14 protein-coding genes and 1 tRNA gene are annotated in these 18,550 nt (G+C 51.1%); 1 reads left to right on the top strand and 14 read right to left on the bottom strand.

All coding sequences use genetic code 11. The annotated features are described in order from the left end of the window. Positions 1-3 precede the first annotated feature (3 nt). From ICT70_RS02655 to ICT70_RS02605, 11 genes are all read right to left on the bottom strand, one after another. Complete coding sequence (locus ICT70_RS02655; RefSeq protein ID WP_191153834.1) at positions 4-1,953, bottom strand: SWIM zinc finger family protein; 1,950 nt, start codon at positions 1,951-1,953, stop codon at positions 4-6. Between the two features lie 116 nt (positions 1,954-2,069). Further along, positions 2,070-2,933, bottom strand: a complete 864-nt coding sequence (locus ICT70_RS02650) for an XrtA system polysaccharide deacetylase (protein ID WP_191153833.1) — start codon at positions 2,931-2,933, stop codon at positions 2,070-2,072. Between the two features lie 167 nt (positions 2,934-3,100). Next, positions 3,101-4,042: an NAD-dependent epimerase/dehydratase family protein gene (locus ICT70_RS02645; RefSeq protein WP_191153832.1), complete on the bottom strand. Its 942-nt coding sequence runs from the start codon at positions 4,040-4,042 to the stop codon at positions 3,101-3,103. Positions 4,043-4,213: 171 nt separating this feature from the next. Further along, positions 4,214-5,386 carry an XrtA/PEP-CTERM system-associated ATPase gene (locus tag ICT70_RS02640; protein WP_191153831.1) on the bottom strand — a complete coding sequence of 391 codons (1,173 nt, stop codon included), beginning with the start codon at positions 5,384-5,386 and terminating at the stop codon, positions 4,214-4,216. 2 nt (positions 5,387-5,388) lie between these two features. After that, complete coding sequence (locus tag ICT70_RS02635) at positions 5,389-6,636, bottom strand: TIGR03016 family PEP-CTERM system-associated outer membrane protein (protein ID WP_191153830.1); 1,248 nt, start codon at positions 6,634-6,636, stop codon at positions 5,389-5,391. Positions 6,637-6,658: 22 nt separating this feature from the next. Beyond that, positions 6,659-7,480: an XrtA-associated tyrosine autokinase gene (locus tag ICT70_RS02630; protein WP_191153829.1), complete on the bottom strand. Its 822-nt coding sequence runs from the start codon at positions 7,478-7,480 to the stop codon at positions 6,659-6,661. Positions 7,481-7,484: 4 nt separating this feature from the next. Next, positions 7,485-9,023 carry an XrtA system polysaccharide chain length determinant gene (locus ICT70_RS02625; protein WP_191153828.1) on the bottom strand — a complete coding sequence of 513 codons (1,539 nt, stop codon included), beginning with the start codon at positions 9,021-9,023 and terminating at the stop codon, positions 7,485-7,487. A gap of 15 nt (positions 9,024-9,038) precedes the next feature. Further along, positions 9,039-9,830 carry a polysaccharide biosynthesis/export family protein gene (locus tag ICT70_RS02620; protein WP_191153827.1) on the bottom strand — a complete coding sequence of 264 codons (792 nt, stop codon included), beginning with the start codon at positions 9,828-9,830 and terminating at the stop codon, positions 9,039-9,041. 3 nt (positions 9,831-9,833) lie between these two features. Then, the gene (locus ICT70_RS02615; RefSeq protein ID WP_191153826.1) at positions 9,834-11,195 is read right to left on the bottom strand and encodes a TIGR03013 family XrtA/PEP-CTERM system glycosyltransferase; all 1,362 of its coding nucleotides are present in this window, start codon (positions 11,193-11,195) and stop codon (positions 9,834-9,836) included. A gap of 12 nt (positions 11,196-11,207) precedes the next feature. After that, complete coding sequence (gene prsT, locus ICT70_RS02610; protein ID WP_191153825.1) at positions 11,208-13,844, bottom strand: XrtA/PEP-CTERM system TPR-repeat protein PrsT; 2,637 nt, start codon at positions 13,842-13,844, stop codon at positions 11,208-11,210. Between the two features lie 257 nt (positions 13,845-14,101). Next, on the bottom strand, positions 14,102-14,482 hold the full coding sequence (locus ICT70_RS02605) for a response regulator (protein ID WP_191153824.1): 381 nt from the start codon (positions 14,480-14,482) through the stop codon (positions 14,102-14,104). A 465-nt stretch (positions 14,483-14,947) separates the two neighbouring features. On the opposite strand from ICT70_RS02605, the gene ICT70_RS02600 reads away from it, so the two are divergent. Further along, on the top strand, positions 14,948-16,294 hold the full coding sequence (locus ICT70_RS02600; protein ID WP_191153823.1) for an NAD-dependent malic enzyme: 1,347 nt from the start codon (positions 14,948-14,950) through the stop codon (positions 16,292-16,294). A 150-nt stretch (positions 16,295-16,444) separates the two neighbouring features. On the opposite strand, the gene ICT70_RS02595 is transcribed toward ICT70_RS02600, so the two are convergent. From ICT70_RS02595 to ICT70_RS02585, 3 genes are all read right to left on the bottom strand, one after another. Continuing rightward, positions 16,445-16,531, bottom strand: a tRNA-Leu gene (locus ICT70_RS02595). A gap of 72 nt (positions 16,532-16,603) precedes the next feature. Further along, complete coding sequence (locus ICT70_RS02590; RefSeq protein ID WP_191153822.1) at positions 16,604-18,025, bottom strand: Rqc2 family fibronectin-binding protein; 1,422 nt, start codon at positions 18,023-18,025, stop codon at positions 16,604-16,606. Between the two features lie 31 nt (positions 18,026-18,056). Further along, positions 18,057-18,422, bottom strand: coding sequence for a DUF1622 domain-containing protein (locus ICT70_RS02585; protein ID WP_191153821.1), 366 nt, complete (start codon positions 18,420-18,422; stop codon positions 18,057-18,059). Positions 18,423-18,550 lie beyond the last annotated feature (128 nt).

Here is an 18,550-nt window from a genome sequence, read left to right as displayed (position 1 = left end):
GAATCAAAAGATTTCCATCTGTGGGCCGACAAGTTTGCGGTTTTTTTCCAATCCATCCAACACCTGCATGAGCCTCCGTTTAGCCTTGTGTTCTATCCGTAAGCGTTGCAGCAGCGATGTCCATTCAGACAGACGATCCGTTCTTTGGTAAACCTGATGCATCCGACGTAAATACTTTGCCGCTTCTTCATAGGCTTTGGGTTTTACCTCAGCGATCAACCCTTTAGATATGGATAGCCAGATCTGCAAAGCCGTATCCGGATGACTTTCGGCAACAGCCTGAGCCAGTTTTCCATCGATCAGCCTCCCCCTGCCCTGCACTTTAATCATTTCCTGGTAAATTGACACGGCATCGTTATGACGATGTTCGAGAATGGCAATATCGATTAACGTTTCCCAATCGGGGAAACGTTTGTATTTTATTGTGTTAACCGCAGGGGGTTTCTTAACCTCCGGCTCAGGCAAAGGCCAATTCAATTGACCCTTGTCTGAAGATGGGCTAACTCCCGTATTCAGATAATCAAGAATAGCTGTGCGAACTGCAGACCATGCCCCGATTCTTTCTGCCATCTGCCGCAAATCAAGGTATGTTGACTCATAAGATTGGTCAAAAAAATCTTCCGCAAGATAAGCTGCGGCCAGATCGTATCGCTGTTCTTTTTCAGCCAGTAACCGTAGCTCTTTCTGTAAGCTCGCAGCAATGCCCGGAGCATCGGCTATCGTTTGCTTAAAACCGTGAATACACCAGTGCCGGGCGGACTGATGCTGCCCGGCATCCAGCAAGAATTTAATCAGCACATCATAGTTGCGGCAAAGATCGGCTTCCTGCTCCAGCAAGGGGATGATTTTTTCAGGTTCACCGCCACACTGGTAGGCCGTTTTTAACCAGTTAACAATTCTGGTGCGCTGGTAACGCGCTGAGCATCTGTCTGGTTTTGCCTTGTCGCAATGATCAAGCCATTCCCTTAATGTCAATGACACCTGATGCCAGTCGTCAAGGTTATAGTTGTGGTCCGTCGCTATGGCACCAACTCCATCCAACAAGCCATATTCATCCTTCAATTCATGATCAATACGCCACAACAGTTGATCCGCCGGACCGAGTGATGTTGCCGGCAGAGCGCGCAACACTACGGCAAGGCAAGAAGAAATTGCCAGGGCCGTCTCGCCTTCATCATGTGCTTCTTCGACCTGAACAATACCCCGATTCCACAGTTCTTCACCCAACTCCAGGACAGCATCGGCATATCCTTTTGCCAGAAGTGCCTCGAGCTGTTCTTCAACGTGGCTGTAGTCAGGCAGATTCCCCTCATCTCGCCAGTGATTAAACCAAACCTCCTCGGCGGTCAATCGTCTGATTTCCCTACGCAGGGTCCGAACAACCTGGTCGACGTTTCCACGTTCAAGACGCATTATATCGTGCAGGCGACGAGACACATCGGGAACATCAAGAGCCAGATCAACCAGCAAGGCCAGCAGCTCTTGATGACTTTTCTCAGCCAGCATCGACTCCAATTGGGATGAGCGACCCTTTTTCAGACCACAGGGCTCCGCAACCTCGTCATCAGCATTCTCTTTAGCAAGCCAACCGCCCGCTTCCGCATCGAAAGCCTCCTGGTACAGCTCATCATCACGATCAAGCAACGGTATATTCTGTCCACGTGTCAACAATTGCGAAGCCGACAACAATACAGCTACTGAATGTTTACAGGGTCCGTAGTCATCATACGGACAGGTGCAGTCATGATCAAACTCGCCGTCTTTCACATGTCTTACCCATGTTGCATATTCATCCGTACCTGAAACCCAGGCCACCAAGGTACCGTCTTCAAGGCGAGAGAGTTGTGACACGCCGGCGATATACTCTTTGCCACGGTTATAGATTTTACTGCCGGCCCATTCGCGCAGGTCTTCAAGGGTCAGGTTTTTTAACGAATTGATGATTTTTTCCATAAAGTTGTTTCCGACAATCAGATCCTTACATCACTCCCAGAATCCACCCTTCAACCTGAACAGCCTGAATATCCCTGCCAACGACAAAAATTTCTCAGGGGTCAGGGGCTTACTGTTCAGTCTCCAATCGGTCCAAACTTAAAATCCCGCAGCAATGCCCGGAAGCGTGCTTCTGTCCGATCAAGGTTAAGGTAATGACGGAAGCGGCTTTTCATTTTTGCACCTGCCATGCGGGGTTGGCGCGGATCGAATTCCCAGGGGTGGATATAGAAGACAAAGGGTTGCTGCTCTTTGTTGTTGATCTGCTTCAAACCCCAGCGGGTGATATGGTACGGAAGCAGACGGAAATAACCGCCACCGGCAATGGGAAGGTTTTTGCCGGCGAGATCCAGGGTGGTGATAGGTATTTCACGGATCCCTTGCTGACCGGCAGCTATAGCGTCGACCGCCAGCCATTGCTCGCCTTGCTTGACGGCATAGCCGGCAAAACGGGGCCAATCGGGAATGCCGTAAAAGTCGTGATGCATGGGGAAAATGCTGGAATCGTAGGTGAAACCGGCATCAATCAGCTCATCAAAGGCCCAGCAGGTCCGGCGGGTAATAGAATAACTGGGTGCGCGATAACCGTTGACCGCCTGACCACTCTGATCTTCGAGCAGGGCTTTGGCGCGGCGGATATCCTGGCGATAGGTGTCGCGCTCCATCAGGGCGACGCGTTGATGGAGATAACCGTGACAGGCTATTTCGTGACCACGGGCAGCTATGCTTTTGGTCAGCTGAGGGTAGCGTTCAGCCACCCAGCCGAGGATAAAAAAGGTCGCTTTGGTGTTGTTTTCATCGAGAATAGCAAGAATCAGATCGGTATTGCCCTCAACCCGACACTCACGCGTCCCCCAGGTTTCCGGTGGCGAGATGTTCTCGAATGCTGAGACATGGAAGTAATCTTCAACGTCAATGGTAAGATAGTTAGTAATGGTCATTGGTCTGCCGCTAGAGCGGCGTCCTTTGTCTACCGCTTCGCGGTGTCCCTTGTCATTTGTCTGCCGCTAAAGCGGCGTCATTTGTTGAAAAACGTAAGCCGTGAACGGTGAGCCGTGAGCGGTAACTGCTTACTGCTTACTGCTTACTGCTTACTGCTTACTGCTCACTATTCTCTCATCCACTCCCAGGTACGTTTCAACCCGTCGGCGATTGGATATTGGTTGTGAAACCCCATCTGCTCTCTGACTCGCTGGTTGTCGGCGCAGGAATAACGGATATCTCCGCTGCGGGGGTTGCTGTAGCGGATATCCAATGGATGACTTGAAAAATCCTGGATAGCGGCCAGCAGTTGATTGAGGCTGGTTTGCTTGCCGTTGCCGACATTCATCGGCATAGCTGCAGGTTCGGTCGTAGTGACAGCCTGTTCCAGCAGACGGACCAGCTCAGCGACATAAACAAAGTCACGGGTCTGCTCACCATCACCAAAGACAGTGATCGGCTGGTTGGCCTGTGCCCGCTGAAGAAAGATGCTGATGACCCCGGAATAAGGAGATGATGGGTCCTGCCGGGGGCCAAAGATATTAAAAAAACGGAAAATGACGGGCTTGAGATGGTATTGGCGGCGATAAAAGTCGATGTAGTATTCGCCGGCAAGCTTGTCGGCAGCGTAGGGGGTCAGGGGATTAAGCTGAGTCGCTTCGCTGACCGGCAACTCGTTCGTATCGCCATACACAGCCGCGGAAGAAGCATAGACAAAACGCTTGATTCCCTGCTTTTTAGCCACTTCGAGCAGATTGAGGGTGCCGACCAGGTTGACCTGATGGGTACCGCAGGGATCCTCGACAGAAGCTTGAACCGAGGCCACTGCTGCCAGATGAACAATGGCATCACAGCCGGTTGCTGCCTGTTCGACGGTATCGCTGTAACGGATATCGCCATTGACAATGCTCAGCCCTCGATCAGCACTGGGGAGATTATCTAATTTCCCGGTGCTGAAGTTATCAAGAACCACGACCTGGTGATTCTGCGATAACAGGAGATCCACCAGATGTGAACCGATAAAACCGGCACCACCGGTTACGAGAATTTTTAATTTGTCATTTGTCATTTGTCTACCGCTTCGCGCTGTCTGCCGCAGGGCGGCGTGATTGGTCCATCGCTAAAGCGATGTCTACCGCTTCGCGGTGTCATTTGTTTAAGGCCGTGAACTGTAAAGCGTACGCCATGAAGGGTTAACTACCCACTACCCACTACCCACTACCCACTACCCACTACCCAACTACCCATTATCCTTGCACACAACCGATTCGAGCTTGATGATATCCGGATCGGCGACCCGGCGGTTGTCGGTCAGGACGGCCTGGCGTAAGCGCTCGACCTGGGAGGAGATCCTTTTCAGTTGATCCTCAATCTTGATATACTGCTTTTGCTGCTGATTGATCAGATACTCTATAATACTTCCCTGGCTCGACAAACGTTCAATAATCGCCTCGTTTTCCGCGCGGGCAGCACTGATTTTCGCGTAATTTTCTTCAATCCGCGCGACCCGGTCGTCAAGGCTTGAGCCGGTGAAGATCCGCCGCGCCGGCGAGACACTCTTTCCAGCTGCAGCCCCTCCCCGCTCTTCAGTTTCGTCCAGCTGTGTATCTTCAAAGGAAAGCTCATTGATTGCATCTTGAACCATATCCCTATCGACATTGCGGGTTTCTTCGACAAAGGCGGAAAGCATCAGAAAATCACAGATCAGATTGATCAGTCTTGGAATACCGCCACTGAATTTAAAAATGCCATCAAAAACCCCCTCCTCAAAAGTGACACAGTCACGCTTACCGACCGTGCCGAGGCGATGCAGGATATACTCCTCGATTTCTTCGCGATTGAGAGGGTTTAAATGGCAACTGATGCTGATGCGTTGACGGAGTTGGCGCAGTGAGGGACGGGCAATGATCTGCTTAAGCTCCGGTTGCCCGACGAGAATAATCTGCACCAGTTTGAAGCTGTCGGCTTCGAGATTGGAGAGCAGCCGAATTTCTTCGAGGGCTTCTTCGCTTAAATTCTGAGCTTCGTCGATAATGATGATGGCCTGGCGACCGGCGGCATTTTCACCAAGGAGAAAGTCGTTGAGTTCGTTGATCAGTTGAACCTTGTCTTTACCTTCAGTCTTCAGCCCGAAATCATCATTAATCAGGGCGATCAACTGATGTCCATCAACTTGGGTGTTAAACACCATGGCCAACGACATTTCTCCACTGATTTTATTAATGATATCCCTTAAAATGGTGGTTTTCCCTGAACCAACTTCACCCGTGAGGAGGGAAAAGCCGGCCCGCTCCTGCACACCATATTGCAGATAGCTCAAGGCCTTGCGGTGGCCTTTGCTTAAATAAAGAAACTGCGGGTTGGGCAGCAAGTCAAAAGGTTTGGCGCTTAAATCAAAAAACTTTGTATACATAATTAAAACCGTAATGTTCCTCGAAGGGTAATAATGTTGTTGCGATAGTCACGACCGTTGAGATCGGAATCGTTGTAACGGTGACGATAAGAAAGGGACAGATTAAAACGTCGATATTCGTAGCCGAGGGTGCCGCCAAGGGTGTAGCGATGAATTTGTTCATCCGTCGCCGAATCTTTATTATCAAAATGTTCATACCCGGCATTCATCCCGGCTGTCAATGAGCGTCCAAGCTGCCGGTCAATCAACAGGCGCACCCCGTAGGATTCATCAATACGGTTCTGCCGCTGATAGTCAAGTTCGCGCCAGAACAACTGGGTGCGCGCACTGACCTTCGGCGGCGTATAAACCAGGGTAAAGCTACCCTCGCGGGTTCGAGACAAACCGTCAATAGCAGTCATGGTAAAATCCTGACTGTAGGCCAGGGTTGCCTGGATGGCTTCACTGAGCCGATAGCTAAGATCCATTGACCAGATGCTGCTGTCGGTTTCATCACCAAGGTCATATTCGATCCAGGTGCGACCAACCGTTGCAGACAGGGTCGTACGTGCTCCGAGCCGATAATCCCCACCGACAGTAGCGGCATGACGATCATAGTCCTCCAGGTCGTCATCATTGTCATGCACAGTGTACTGGTAGCGGGCCCAGATATCGAGGTTGGCAGTCAGGTTGCGATTAAGGGTGACCCGCCCCTGATGCTCGATGTAATCATCTCCCCTGCGATCCGCGTAATCGACCAGATTAAAGCTGTAACCGAAGATCGCTGAGGTGGTGGGCCCCAGACGCAAGCGATACTCAGGGGTGACTGATAACCGATAAACGGTTGAACGATCGACCGTATCATTGTATTCGAGATCGCGATCACGCTCATTCAAGGTTTCCCGACTGATGGTGCCGGTGGTGCGCAAGGTAAAGGGTCGACCACGGAACAACAACAGGTTGGCAGATCCGCGCTGGACGTCGCGAAATTGATCCTGATCTTCTGAGGTATTGTTTTGGTACAACCGATAGCGCAGGGAATAATCAAGGGCGAGATCGATGGAGCGCTGGTTGTAGCCAAGAGATAATCCCGGTTCTATTGTAGTGATCCAGTCACTTTCACGGTTGGATTCACGCAGAAAAATATTGTCATTGTATTCCTGCGCCAGGCTGAAACGTGGGGTGATGTCAATCGCTGACCAGGCAACCGGGGTGATCATCAAGCTTACCGCCGCTACCAGCAAACAAGCAAGAAATCTCAATGTTTTCATGATGTTATCCCCACTTAATGATTTAATAGTTACCATAGTAATAACTCTGTCGATTGACAAAGCTGTGAGCATCGTTAAAGACCACCCCGAGCAGATGATGACGCTTGAATTCTTCGAGGGTTTCGACAATATCTTCCAGCTTGGCCTTGCCTTCGCGGACGACAAACAAGGTGGTATCGACCAACCCCGCCAGCACTCCGGCATCAGCAAAAGGCAAGGCCGGGGGGGTATCAAAAATCACATAACGGTCTGGATAGCGCTGCTTGAGTTCCTTGACAATTGCTTTCATCCGGCCTGAGGACAACAGATCCACGGGTTCCTTGATGGCCTCGCCGGCAGGCAGAACGACCAGTTTACCGACGCCGGTTTTGATCAGCGCTTGTTCAATCGGCAGGTTGTCACGCAGGCAATGAACCAGCCCGACCTCCGGCTGGATGTCGAGATAGCGATGAATCGATGGACGACGCAAATCGGCATCAACCAGCAGGACCGTATGATCATGCTCTTTGGCCAAAGAGATGGCGAGATTCAGGGCCGTCATGGTCTTCCCCTCTTCGCTGACGGTACTGGTCACCATCAACGTATTCAGGGGTTTTTCACCGCTGGTCAGGGCAATCAGGGTTGAACGGAGTTTGTTATATTCCTCAACTACGGCCGTTTTTTCATCACGGGCGGTGGCCAGCATCAAGTGGTTAATCTTCAGGGGAACCACATCAAGCAGGGCACTCACTTTTCGCTTGAGGGATGCAGGCGCTGGGGTTTGGGGCACGGTATCAGCCTGTTCCTCGCGACTCTGCTTGCGCTGTTGCGCGGCTTTTTTCAACGCTTCTTCAATACGACTCATACTATTAATAACCTGTCATCAAGGAGGTCACCAGGGGGATGATCTGATCGGAGAAGATAAACACTCCGATAAAGGCAATAAGATAGATACCGGAGGCGCCAACAAGTACGACATCTCTGTAAAAGCGCCGTTTGAGGACTGCCGGATCAGAAATATTCGGGACAACGGCCAGCACCTCGACACCGAGATCATTAAGCAGACCGACATCACGGACACGACTGTCCATGTTCTCGATCAGAAAAACCAACCCCAGGCCACAACCGAAGCCCCCGGCAACAGCCAGCAGCAACATGCGCAGCATGTCCGGCGAAACCGGTGCCCGGGGCAGCACGGCGGGGTCGATGACGCGGAAGGTGGAAGCCTTGTTTGCCACCTCCATCTGGGTCGAGACTTCTGATTTGGTCATCCGCGAGAGCAGATCATTATAAATGGTGCGGTAGGAATCTCGCTCCTGAATAAGGATGCCCAACTCTTTCTGCGCTTCCGGAATTTCCTGCAACTCTTGTTCACGAGTGCGGATATTCTGCTGCAGATTGCGCTTACGCGCCTCCAGCGATGACAATTCCGATTCCACCTCATAAAGTTGACTCTGCAATTGCTGGTGCAGCGGGTTCGTGGTGGTCATCCGCGTGCCGCCACGCTCCAGCTGTGCGGTTGCCGGATCTTCCATGCGCTGTTTGAGGGCTTCAATCTCAAACTTGAGCCGCACCACCTCCGGATAGTTTTCCGTATAGCGCAGCAACAGATTGCTCAGACGATTTTCCATCTCCATGACGCGATTGCTCTCTGCTGCCTCGCTGACCATGTCGATGGTGGGACTGGTATTTTTCAGTTGTTCGGTCAACTGCGTTTGGCGGGCACGCAGGGTGTCCTGATTCAGTTCAATGTCTTCGACCTGATTCATCATCTGCCGGATAGCGGCCAGGGTCCCGGCCTCATCGACGGAAAAAAAGATCCCCTGGTTGTTCCGGAACTCAATGATCCGGTCCTCGGCTGCTTCAAGGCGGATTTTGAAGGAATCAAGCTGTTCCTGTAAAAATCGGCCGGCGCCAAAGGTCTCTGCGCGAGTGGAAGACAGACTCTCTTCGATATAGATTCCAACCAACGAGTTGATAAAACGGTGGGCAAACTGGGGATCGGGATCATCGATTGAGACGGTAAAGCGGTCCATCTGTCGAGTAACATTGATGCGCGTACGGCTTTGTAATGCTGAAATATATTCCTGTTGCGCCGCTTCACTGCGGGTCAGGATGTTGGAGTTGAGCTCAACCAGGGTCTTGATGATCATGTCGCGGCTGAGCATGGCGGCCTGTAGCACCCGCACCCGATCTTCCATGCTTGGGGTGATGGCGATACCGCGCACCAATTCGTCAATCACATTACTTTCGATAAAAACCGTGGTATCAGCGCGATAAATCTTGGGCAGGGTAAGGCTGTAGATACCGATAGCCGTCATCACCAGCAGTGTTACGGCAACAAACAGATACTTATAGCGATAGAGGGCCTGCAGAAAACTAAATATTTGCTTAAGGGTGTCTTTCATTCGTTTTACTAACCTTTAAAAGAGACTTTCATCAACGATGAGATAGTCGCCGGGACGTAACTGAACATTTTCTTCAATATCACGACCTCGGCGCACTTTACGCAGATCGATATTGATCCGCTCCCCCCCTTCGCGAATAATCGATACCGAGTTTTCACGGGCAAAATCGGAAAAACCGCCGGCACCAAGGACGGCATCCAGCGCCCGCATCCCCTCAACATACTGAATCGGCTGGGGATTGTTAACCGCGCCAAGCACATAGACAATATTGGTCATGTTGCTCGGGATATAGATGATGTCTTCGGCCTGGATCGCGACGTCCTGACTCAAATCACCACGGAAATAAAGCGCGAAAAAATCAGCATTGATCTTTTCATTGTTACGCGACAGGTAAGCGCGGCGCAAATCGGCACGGCTGAAATCGCCGAGTTCACTGAGCAGCTTGAGCAGGGTCATCTGATTGGTCATATCAACCACCCGTGAAACGCTGCCACCAATGACATACACCCGGTTGTTGCGAATCTGCTGTACCGAAACAGTCACCACCGGCTGTTTCACGTAGCCTTCAATAACTTTCGCGATATGGCGGCTCAACACCATCGGCGCGATACCGTCGGCCACCACATCCCCCACCGCCGGCAAGGTAATTTTTCCGTCCGGACGTACGGTCACCGTACGACTCATCTCAGGGACGCCCCAGACCGAAACCTCCAGCACATCACCGCTGCCGATGCGATAGTCTTCTGCAGCTGCGGTTGTCATCAATACAACCAGAACAAAAACCCATGTAAATCCAAAAATTTTCATTTTTTATCTCCCGCCAAAACCTGAAGTAACAACACGAATGGTATCAAGAATAATCTTGAAGTCGAGCGCAATAGAATAATTCTTGATGTAATAAAGATCATAACGCAGTTTTTCCAGGGCATCTTCATCGGATGCGCCATAGGGGTAACGTACCTGGGCCCAGCCGGTCACCCCCGGCTTGACGAAGTGTCGGGTTGAATAAAAGGGGATCGACTCTTTCAACCGCTCGACAAAGGTCATGCGTTCGGGTCGCGGACCGATGAAACTCATATCCCCCTTAAGCACATTGTAGAGCTGGGGGATCTCATCGATACGGGTTTTACGCATGAATTGACCGACCCGGGTAACGCGTGGATCATTTTTCTGGGCCCACACCGCGCCGGATTTTTTTTCTGCGCCGTCGCTCATGCTGCGAAATTTATAAACGAAAAATTCATACTCATTTTCACCAACACGTAATTGCTTGTAAAAAATCGGGCCCTTTGAATCGATGATGATTGCCAGGGCAATAAAAGGAAAAAAAGGAGCGGTTATCAGCAAACCTGTTCCCGACAAGGCAACGTCAAATAAGCGTTTATAACTGCGCATAAATGGAGTCATGCGAAAGCGCTGATTGAAGATAAAAGAACTCGGATGCATTTCTTCGATCATCAGACAGCCGCTGACATGCTCATAGTAAGCGGCAGCATCGTACACTTCGACGCCACGCAATTTACTGTGCATGATCTCCTTAAGCGGCAGGTTTCCGCGCCGTTCGGTCAGGGCGATGACCATTTTTTGCGGACGATAATCAAGGATTATCTGGTCAATGTCATTGATATGGCCGACAATCAGGTCCGGGTCAACAACGGGAACCTTATCAGTACAGGCAACAAAACGGGTATAGCTGTGCATGTTGTGATCGGACGGCACAATCTCGGAAATTTTTTTGGCCAGGGAGCCGGCACCAACGATTAATACCCGGTTAGCAAAAAAAGACACCCGCGAGAATTTTCGGATCAACCAGCGCACCAGTATTTGGCAAAAACCAAACAGCAGTAAACTGATCAGTAAAACGCCGCGCCAGAAACCGAGGCCGGGAAGGATATAAAACAACGCTGACAGAGCAAGAAGAGAGACGGTCAGGGCAAAAACAATCTTGGCAGCAACCCTCCACAGCTCGTTAAACTGTTGAAACTCATAGAGGTTAAACAGATAGGAAATGGTAATAACAACAACCACGTAAGAGGCCAGCTTAAATATTCCACCCTCAAATATCAGGGTCTCGCTACTCAATCGACCATAACGCAGATAATGCGCCAGCATCAGGCAGACCACAGCCAGAAAGGTATCACTGAGCTGCAGCAGAAACGATGGTCTGATCATGCGCTGCACCCCTTAGAGTTGATTCAATATTCTTCTAGCGGTTGCCGCATCCTCTGCTGATGCATTGTCGCGGACTTGTTCCAGCAAGGAGCGGGCCTCCTCTTGATCGCCCAGAGCCATTTTGGCCTGAGCAAGGTGAATAGCCACCACCGGGATATCCGGGAGCAACAGATGGGCTTGTTGCAACAGGTTGAGTGCATCCTGTGCGCGGTCATTTTTGACCAGGATGTACCCGAGGGTATCCATGATGCGCGGGTCATTGGGACGCAACTGGTATGCGCGCATGGCGTAATCGAGGGCCTGTCGATCCTCACCGAAATTGTCGGCCATGATGTAGGCCAGATTGTTCAGGGCAATCACATTGTCGCGGTCGTGACTGAGGGCCTCCTGATAATGATCACGAGCAGCGCCCTTGTTGCCACGCCGCTCTGCCAGGGTGCCCATCGCAACGTGTACCGGAGCAAAGGTCGGATCGGAGCTGAGAATGCGTTGATACAGCTGCTCTGCCCGCTGTACCTGCTGCAATTGTTCGAAAATGGTGGCCAGCTGCAACTGCAGACGTGAAGGTCGCTGCAGCCTGCTGATTCCCTGTTGAAGCAGATTGGTGGCGGTATCGGTATCCCCTGACGCCAGATGCAGGGAGGCCGCCAGCAGATAGGGATATTCCTGCCCGGATTGCGAACGGAGCAGATCATCGACCAGCTCAACGGCTTTATCGCGCTGGTTATTACTCATGTAATGGCGCCACAACAGGGTATTACCACGCTCCGGGGCGACGGATGCCAGACCGGCAAAGGCTGCTTCAGCAGCGCCGAGTTCTCCTTGCTGTTGATGTAACGCACCCTTGATTTCCATTAAAGGGGCAGAGTTGCCATGGAGCTGCAAGCCACGATCAACCACCGTCAGAGCCGCCAGCTGGTCACGCTGACGCAGGCGATATTGAGCGGTGGCGACGAAACCCTGCTCAGTTCCTGTCGCTTCAACCCGGCGATAAGCGGCTTCAAGATCGTCATTGCGACCTTGCACATTGTAGATGGCGGCGCTGCCCAGCAAGGCTCTTAAATTGCTTCCATCACGCTCGATGACTTGTAGAAACTGCTGCAGGGCCTGATCATAATCGGATTGCGATGCATAGTAAGAGGCCAGATTAAAGTAAGGAGTCAGGTACTCGGGGTTGGCGGCTATGGCAGCCTGCAGTGCGGCGATGGCCTGCTGCGGACGATTCTGGGAGAAATAAGCTGCGGCCAGATAATTATTGAGCAACGCATCCTGCGGCGTGTCGTTCATCCCTTCATTGAGGGTATCAATGGCCGCCGGATAATTTTTCTGACGCAGATAGTGGGTCACCAGCATCAGTCGGCTATTAAGCAATTCCGGAGACATATGCAAAGCCCGGATGAGATCTTCTTCGCCGGCATTAAGCTCTCCCTGCGATAAACGTACCGCACCACGCTGCAGATGAGCCTCTACCAGCGTCGGATCGAGGTTGGTTGCCGCCTCCAGTTCGGCCATGCCGCGATCAAGTTGACCGGCAGCAAGCAAAGCGCTACCAAGAATATTTCGCGCATAGGCATTGTTGGGGTTGTCGCGCACAACCCTCTGGATCTGGGTAATGGCATCATCAACGCGTTCCTGCTTGAGCAAGGTCAGGGCAACCAGCACCCGCGCGCGCTCAAACTCGGGGCTGATATCGAGGGCATTCTGAAACTGATTGAGAGCCAGTTCATAACGCTCCAGGGAATAATGACTTAAGCCCAGAAACAAAAAGGTCAGCGGATGCTGCTCACTGCGTAGTGACTGCTCGAGCGCGACCCTGGCATCATCGTAGTTACCCTGACGATAATGTAACATCCCTTTTAACCGAGAGCCTTCAGGACGGTCTGGAAATGTACTGCCAAGCTGCGCAACAGTTTTTTCGGCAGCGGCAAAATCGCCCATATCTAGCTGTAAAATGCCGGCCATATAAAGGGCATAATGCTGACGCGGCTCAACCGCTACCAGATCCAGGTAAAGCTGCAGGGCGTTTTCAATGTCGCCCCTGGCAGTTACCAGCGGAGCTAACAAGAAATAGGCCTCAAACTGACGATCATCAAGAGCAATCGTTTCGCGCAAGCGCTGCTCAGCACGCACGATGTCGTTGCGCTGCAAGTAGGTTTTCGCCAGATTCAGATGGGCCGGGGCATAAGAAGAATTGAGGGCAACAGCTTGATTGAATAGATTTTCTGCTTCAACGAGATCTCCAGAGGCGCCATAAGCTCGCCCCTGAAGGGTTAAAGATTCAGCGGTGGGAGAAAGGACTGAATGGAAACGCTCAATTTCAGCCAAACCCTTTTGCGGATCACCATTATCAATAGCAATAGCAGCTAACTGGAGTAGAATGCCATGGGAGGAGGGATTTTGCAGTAACACTTTTTGCAACTCCTGCTCAGCCAGGTCCAGGCTGCCACTTTCCTGGTAGGCTGAAGCCAGACCAGTACGGGCAGTCAGATCATTGGCGTCCTTTTCCAGGGCATTTCTATAAAGCACAATGGCCCCGCGGACGTTACCCTCAGCCATAAGCCGGTCACCTTCGGCAACAAGCTCCTGAGGCGTCTGGCTAGAACAGGCCATGAGCAAACTAAAAGTGAATAGAACAAGCAGATATTTCATTTAGCCCCCTTTTTTTCTAAATTATTGTTTTCATTTGGTTTACTATATTTTCACAATCTGCTTCATGAATAGATAAAATCAATCACTCATTAAATGTAGCAGAATGCGAACAAAAAGCAAGAGAACAATCAACCCAAGCATGCAAACCCAACTCAATGAGGGTGAAATCGCATGAAATAAGCTAATTATTAGAATATATAACAACGGGCTTGATTGAAACAAGGTAGGACGAAACAGAGACAAAAGACACCAACCCCTTATGTATCAAGCCAGGCTCTGATGTCTTCGGGTGATGTCGGTTTTGTGAAAAAACAGCAACCAAGGGCCGTTATTTGTTGTTGCTGCTCTTGCGATAAGTCACTACAGAAGACCGCCTTATAATGATCTGGCAAACAGCAACCACCGCGCTTGAGGCGCTGCAAAAAATCGATCCCGCTCATCCCCGGCAACCGGTTTCCGACCAGGATCAGATCGAAGCAGTGTTTGTTCTCAGAGCAAAAATGCCCCTCACGTCGCAACATATAGGATATCGGGTTGGCAAACATATGAACCACATAGCCCATTGATGTCAGAACTTCCATCATCTGCTGACGATGTTCTACGTCATCATCCAGCAATAAAGCGGTTTTTTCTTGCACACTGAACTCCTCATCCTGGTTGCCCGGAATAAACAACAGCAAATAATGATTATTATATGGTAACTATTCACCACTGTCCTTGCGCAGGGTCGGGGTTTCTGTGGCAAGGGTGTTTGTCGCCATGGACGGCGACAACAAGCGGTCAGGGATGACGAAAATGCGTCCCTTGACATAGGAACCCCGATCCGGTGCTAAACAGATACATTATATGAACCATATCTGACAGAAATCTGACTGGGGGGAGCAAATGAATATTTTTTTTCATTTTTTTTTGTTATCTTTTCGCAGAACTTAAGGTAAATCCGGATTTGCCTTCATCCGGCGGGTCCAGATGGACACATACCGATGATTATTTGATCTGTTCAGCACCGGGTCGGGGATCCTATGGCTATGCGCAAGGATAGAGCTGAATAGTTACGATTATTTTTTCCTTCAGGGCTAAATTTTCAAACTAACGGAGATAACATGGATATCGAAAAAGGTGCTGGAAAAATTGCTAAATGTCTGCGTCTGATGCTTAAGGACAAGCCTGGCCATTTATCCAGCGTAACCAATGCCATTGCCCAGAATAATGCCAGTGTTGGCGACATTCACCTGGTGCGCGTTGGCCGCACTCACAATACCCGTGAAATTGTGGTTTATGTTGATTCGGAAGAACAGTTTGATGAGCTTGTTGAGGCTATTTCAAAGCTTGAAGGAATTATCGTTGAAGATCTGATCGATCTGGTTCATCAGGTTCACGAGGGCGGCAAAATCGCTACCCGCAGCCGCGTCCGGATTGAAACCATTACCGACGTTCGCCAGATCTACACCCCCGGTGTCGCTGCCATTTGCAAGGACATCCAGCGTTCACCGGAGTTGGCCAACAAATACACATCTATCCCGAATCAGGTTGCCATTGTCACCAATGGTACGGCGATCCTTGGGCTGGGTGACATAGGTGCCGTGGCGGGGATGCCGGTGATGGAAGGCAAGGCGGTATTGTTTGATCATCTGGTCGGGGTCAGTGGCGTGCCTATCCTGATCCAGAGCCACGATCCGCAGGTTATTATTGATACGGTTCTGAACATTGCTTCGACTTTTGGCGCAATCAAGCTTGAAGACATAAAAGCCCCTGAGTGTTTTCTGATTGAGGAGGTGCTTGATGCCCAGCTGGACATCCCGGTCATGCACGACGACCAACATGGCACCGCAGTTGTTGTCCTGGCTGCCTTGCTTAACGCAACCCGCTTCTCAGGCATGATGCTCAAGCAGGCAACGGTCGGGATGATAGGACTGGGGGCGGCGGGGATGGGAATCAGCAAACTACTGCTCTCCTACGGCGTAAAAAAGGTCATCGGCACCGACATCGACAGCAATGCCCGCGAGCGCCTGGTTGCTGCCGGCGGCAAAGAAGGAACCCTTGAAGAGGTCATGCAACGTGCCAACATTGTTATTGCAACGACCGGGCGACCGGGTTTGATCACCCCGGAGATGGTGCGTAAAGGGTCGGTTATTCTGGCCCTGTCCAACCCGAATCCGGAAATCGAACCGGAACTTGCCATGCAGGTCGGTGCATCCTTCGCTGCCGATGGTAAAAGCGTCAATAACGCCCTCGCCTTCCCCGGTCTGTTCCGGGGCGCCCTCAACGTCCGTGCAACCAGAATCAATAACAAGATGAAAATCGCAGCGGCCCAGTGCATCGCCCGTCATGCTGAAGAGCACGAACTGGTGCCATCCCTGCTCCACCCTGACGTTCACAAAGAGGTAACGGCTGCGGTTGAACGGGCGGCGCTGGAATCAGGGGTGATTAAACATTGGGATGGGGATTGATGTGGGTAGTGGGTAGTGGGTAGTGGGTAGTGGGTAGTGGGTAGTGGGTAGTGGGTAGTGGGTAGTGGGTAGTGGGTAGTGGGTAGTGGGTAGTAGGTAGTGGGTAGTGGGTCAACGAACAAAAAAAGACCGCTTTCGCGGTCTGTTTTTTGGTGCCGAAGGGGAGACTCGAACTCCCACGGGCCTACGCCCACTAGACCCTGAACCTAGCGTGTCTACCAATTCCACCACTTCGGCGCGAAACGTGCGCACGTTATAACAAAGGAATTTTTTGTTTGCAACAAAAAAAATCTCATCCATCCAAGGGGATCAGGGGCGTAAAGGCGCTGCAATCAGGGTCTGGTACTTTTTAACGGTTACCAGTCCGGGACGAGCACCCTTGGGGCGTGATACGCTCTCTGCGGTAGCCATCATCACCTCGACCTTGGCATCGTTTTGGGCTTTGGAATATCCGGCGGCGATGCTTGCGGCATAACTGATATCCTCAGCGGTTACCGGCACCGCGACGGTTGATGCTTTGAGCACCACATGGGCGCCGGGGCATCCGTTGGCATGAAACCAGAGATCCCCGGTTTTCAGCTGACGCCCGGACAACTGATCGTTTTGCTGATTATTTCTGCCGCGCAGGACCTTGATTCCGGAAGGGCTGACCAGTTCCTGCGGGGCGCTGGCCTGGCGGGTGCGTTTTTTATGGTGTTCGTCAGGACCCTTGAGCAGACCGGCGTCATCCAGCTCGGCATAGATGGCTTCCAGATCGGCTGGCTCAGGGTGATCGTCCAACTGATAGAGCAATTCGTCCAGCCACTGCAGTTCGGCTTTAGTTTCTGCGTGCCGGCGCCGGCTGTGGTCGACGCCTCGTGCCGCTTTTTTGTATTTTTTGAAGTAGCTCTGGGCATTCTGCTGCGGGGAGAGGCGCGTATCCAAAAGAATATCTAGCGTTTCTGCCCGGTCAGAAAAGATATTCGCTACGCTTAGCTGTTCCATCCCTTTTTTCACCAGATGGAGATTCGCCAGAAGCAAATCACCCCTGATTCTATCCTCTTGCGCCTGCTGCTGGCGCTCCAGCTCTGCACTGATCTTGTGATAACGCTTGTTGAGTTTTTTTTGCTGACGGACAATTGTCTGACGCAGCCGCAGCTGTATACCCTGTGGAGTAGGCACGACGGCCGGGTCATTTCCCTGTTGATCGAGATAATCACTCCAGCAGGTAAAATTTTCAGGCAGGGGCACCGAACCTTGTGCCGGATCAATCGGCCCCTTAGGTTTGTCGGGATAACTGTAGGCTTTTCCCGCTAATAGTAACCGACCCGAATCTACGCCACGATCGCGTTTCAACCCATCAATAATGATGTCGTGCTGATCGACCAGTATCATATTGCCGATCGTGCCGATCATTTCCACCATCAAAAAACAAGGGCCTTTAGGTCCGTGGCAGTCAATCCGTACCACCCGATCATCATTGACCAGTTGCACCCGGTCGATTCGACTGAGCCGTGAGCGCAGCAACTGGCAGAAGCGTGGCGGCTGATGGGGATTAAGCCATTCTCTTTGAGATAAGTGAATACGTTGCTGACCCGATTTGACGGAAACAAGTAACCGCAGGTTAGCAGTGCCGTTCCATAGCCGCAGGACCAGCACCTCCGCTTCGGGCTGATGGATTTTTGATATCCGTGCCCCGGCGATCCGCGTTTGCAGTTCGGTAATGATTTCTTTAAGCAGGGCATATTTCATTTATGCAACCCGGATCATTTCTGTTACCCGATCATTTTTGTTGTTTCTGCCAGGGTCGGCATCCAGTCATCTCCATCTCAATGGCAAAGCTCAAGAATGTTCTGATCAGAACAATGACCGCCAACATACCGACACTGGCAAAGGTCAATTCAACCGCTACGGTTTTGATAATATCTGCTGCGACAAGGAATTCGAGGCCAAGCAGAATGCCCCGCGCTAACTGCAGACGATAACTATGAAACAGCTCCTCACTCGTCCCTTTTTTGATCAACAGGTTGAGATTATAGAAGGTTGCGTAAAGCGAAAACAGCATGATGATGCCGATTCCCAGTAACTCAAGGGTAAAAATACTCCACTGGGCAACCGTTAACACAACGTCATAAAAACCGGCCGTCATGGCTCCTCCTCTTTATCTGCCTGAAAAAAATCAGAATAGTGTCAGACGTAGACATCCTTGCTTATTTCGCTTTCAAATCCATTCTGTTAGTATCTGTCTTTCACCAGTTTAATCAACCAGTAATCCAA

It is taken from the genome of Pelovirga terrestris, assembly GCF_014773365.1.
Taxonomy (GTDB): domain Bacteria; phylum Desulfobacterota; class Desulfuromonadia; order Desulfuromonadales; family Geopsychrobacteraceae; genus Pelovirga; species Pelovirga terrestris.
Note: the sequence above shows the minus strand (reverse complement) of the source record. Positions and strands in the feature narration are given on the sequence as shown.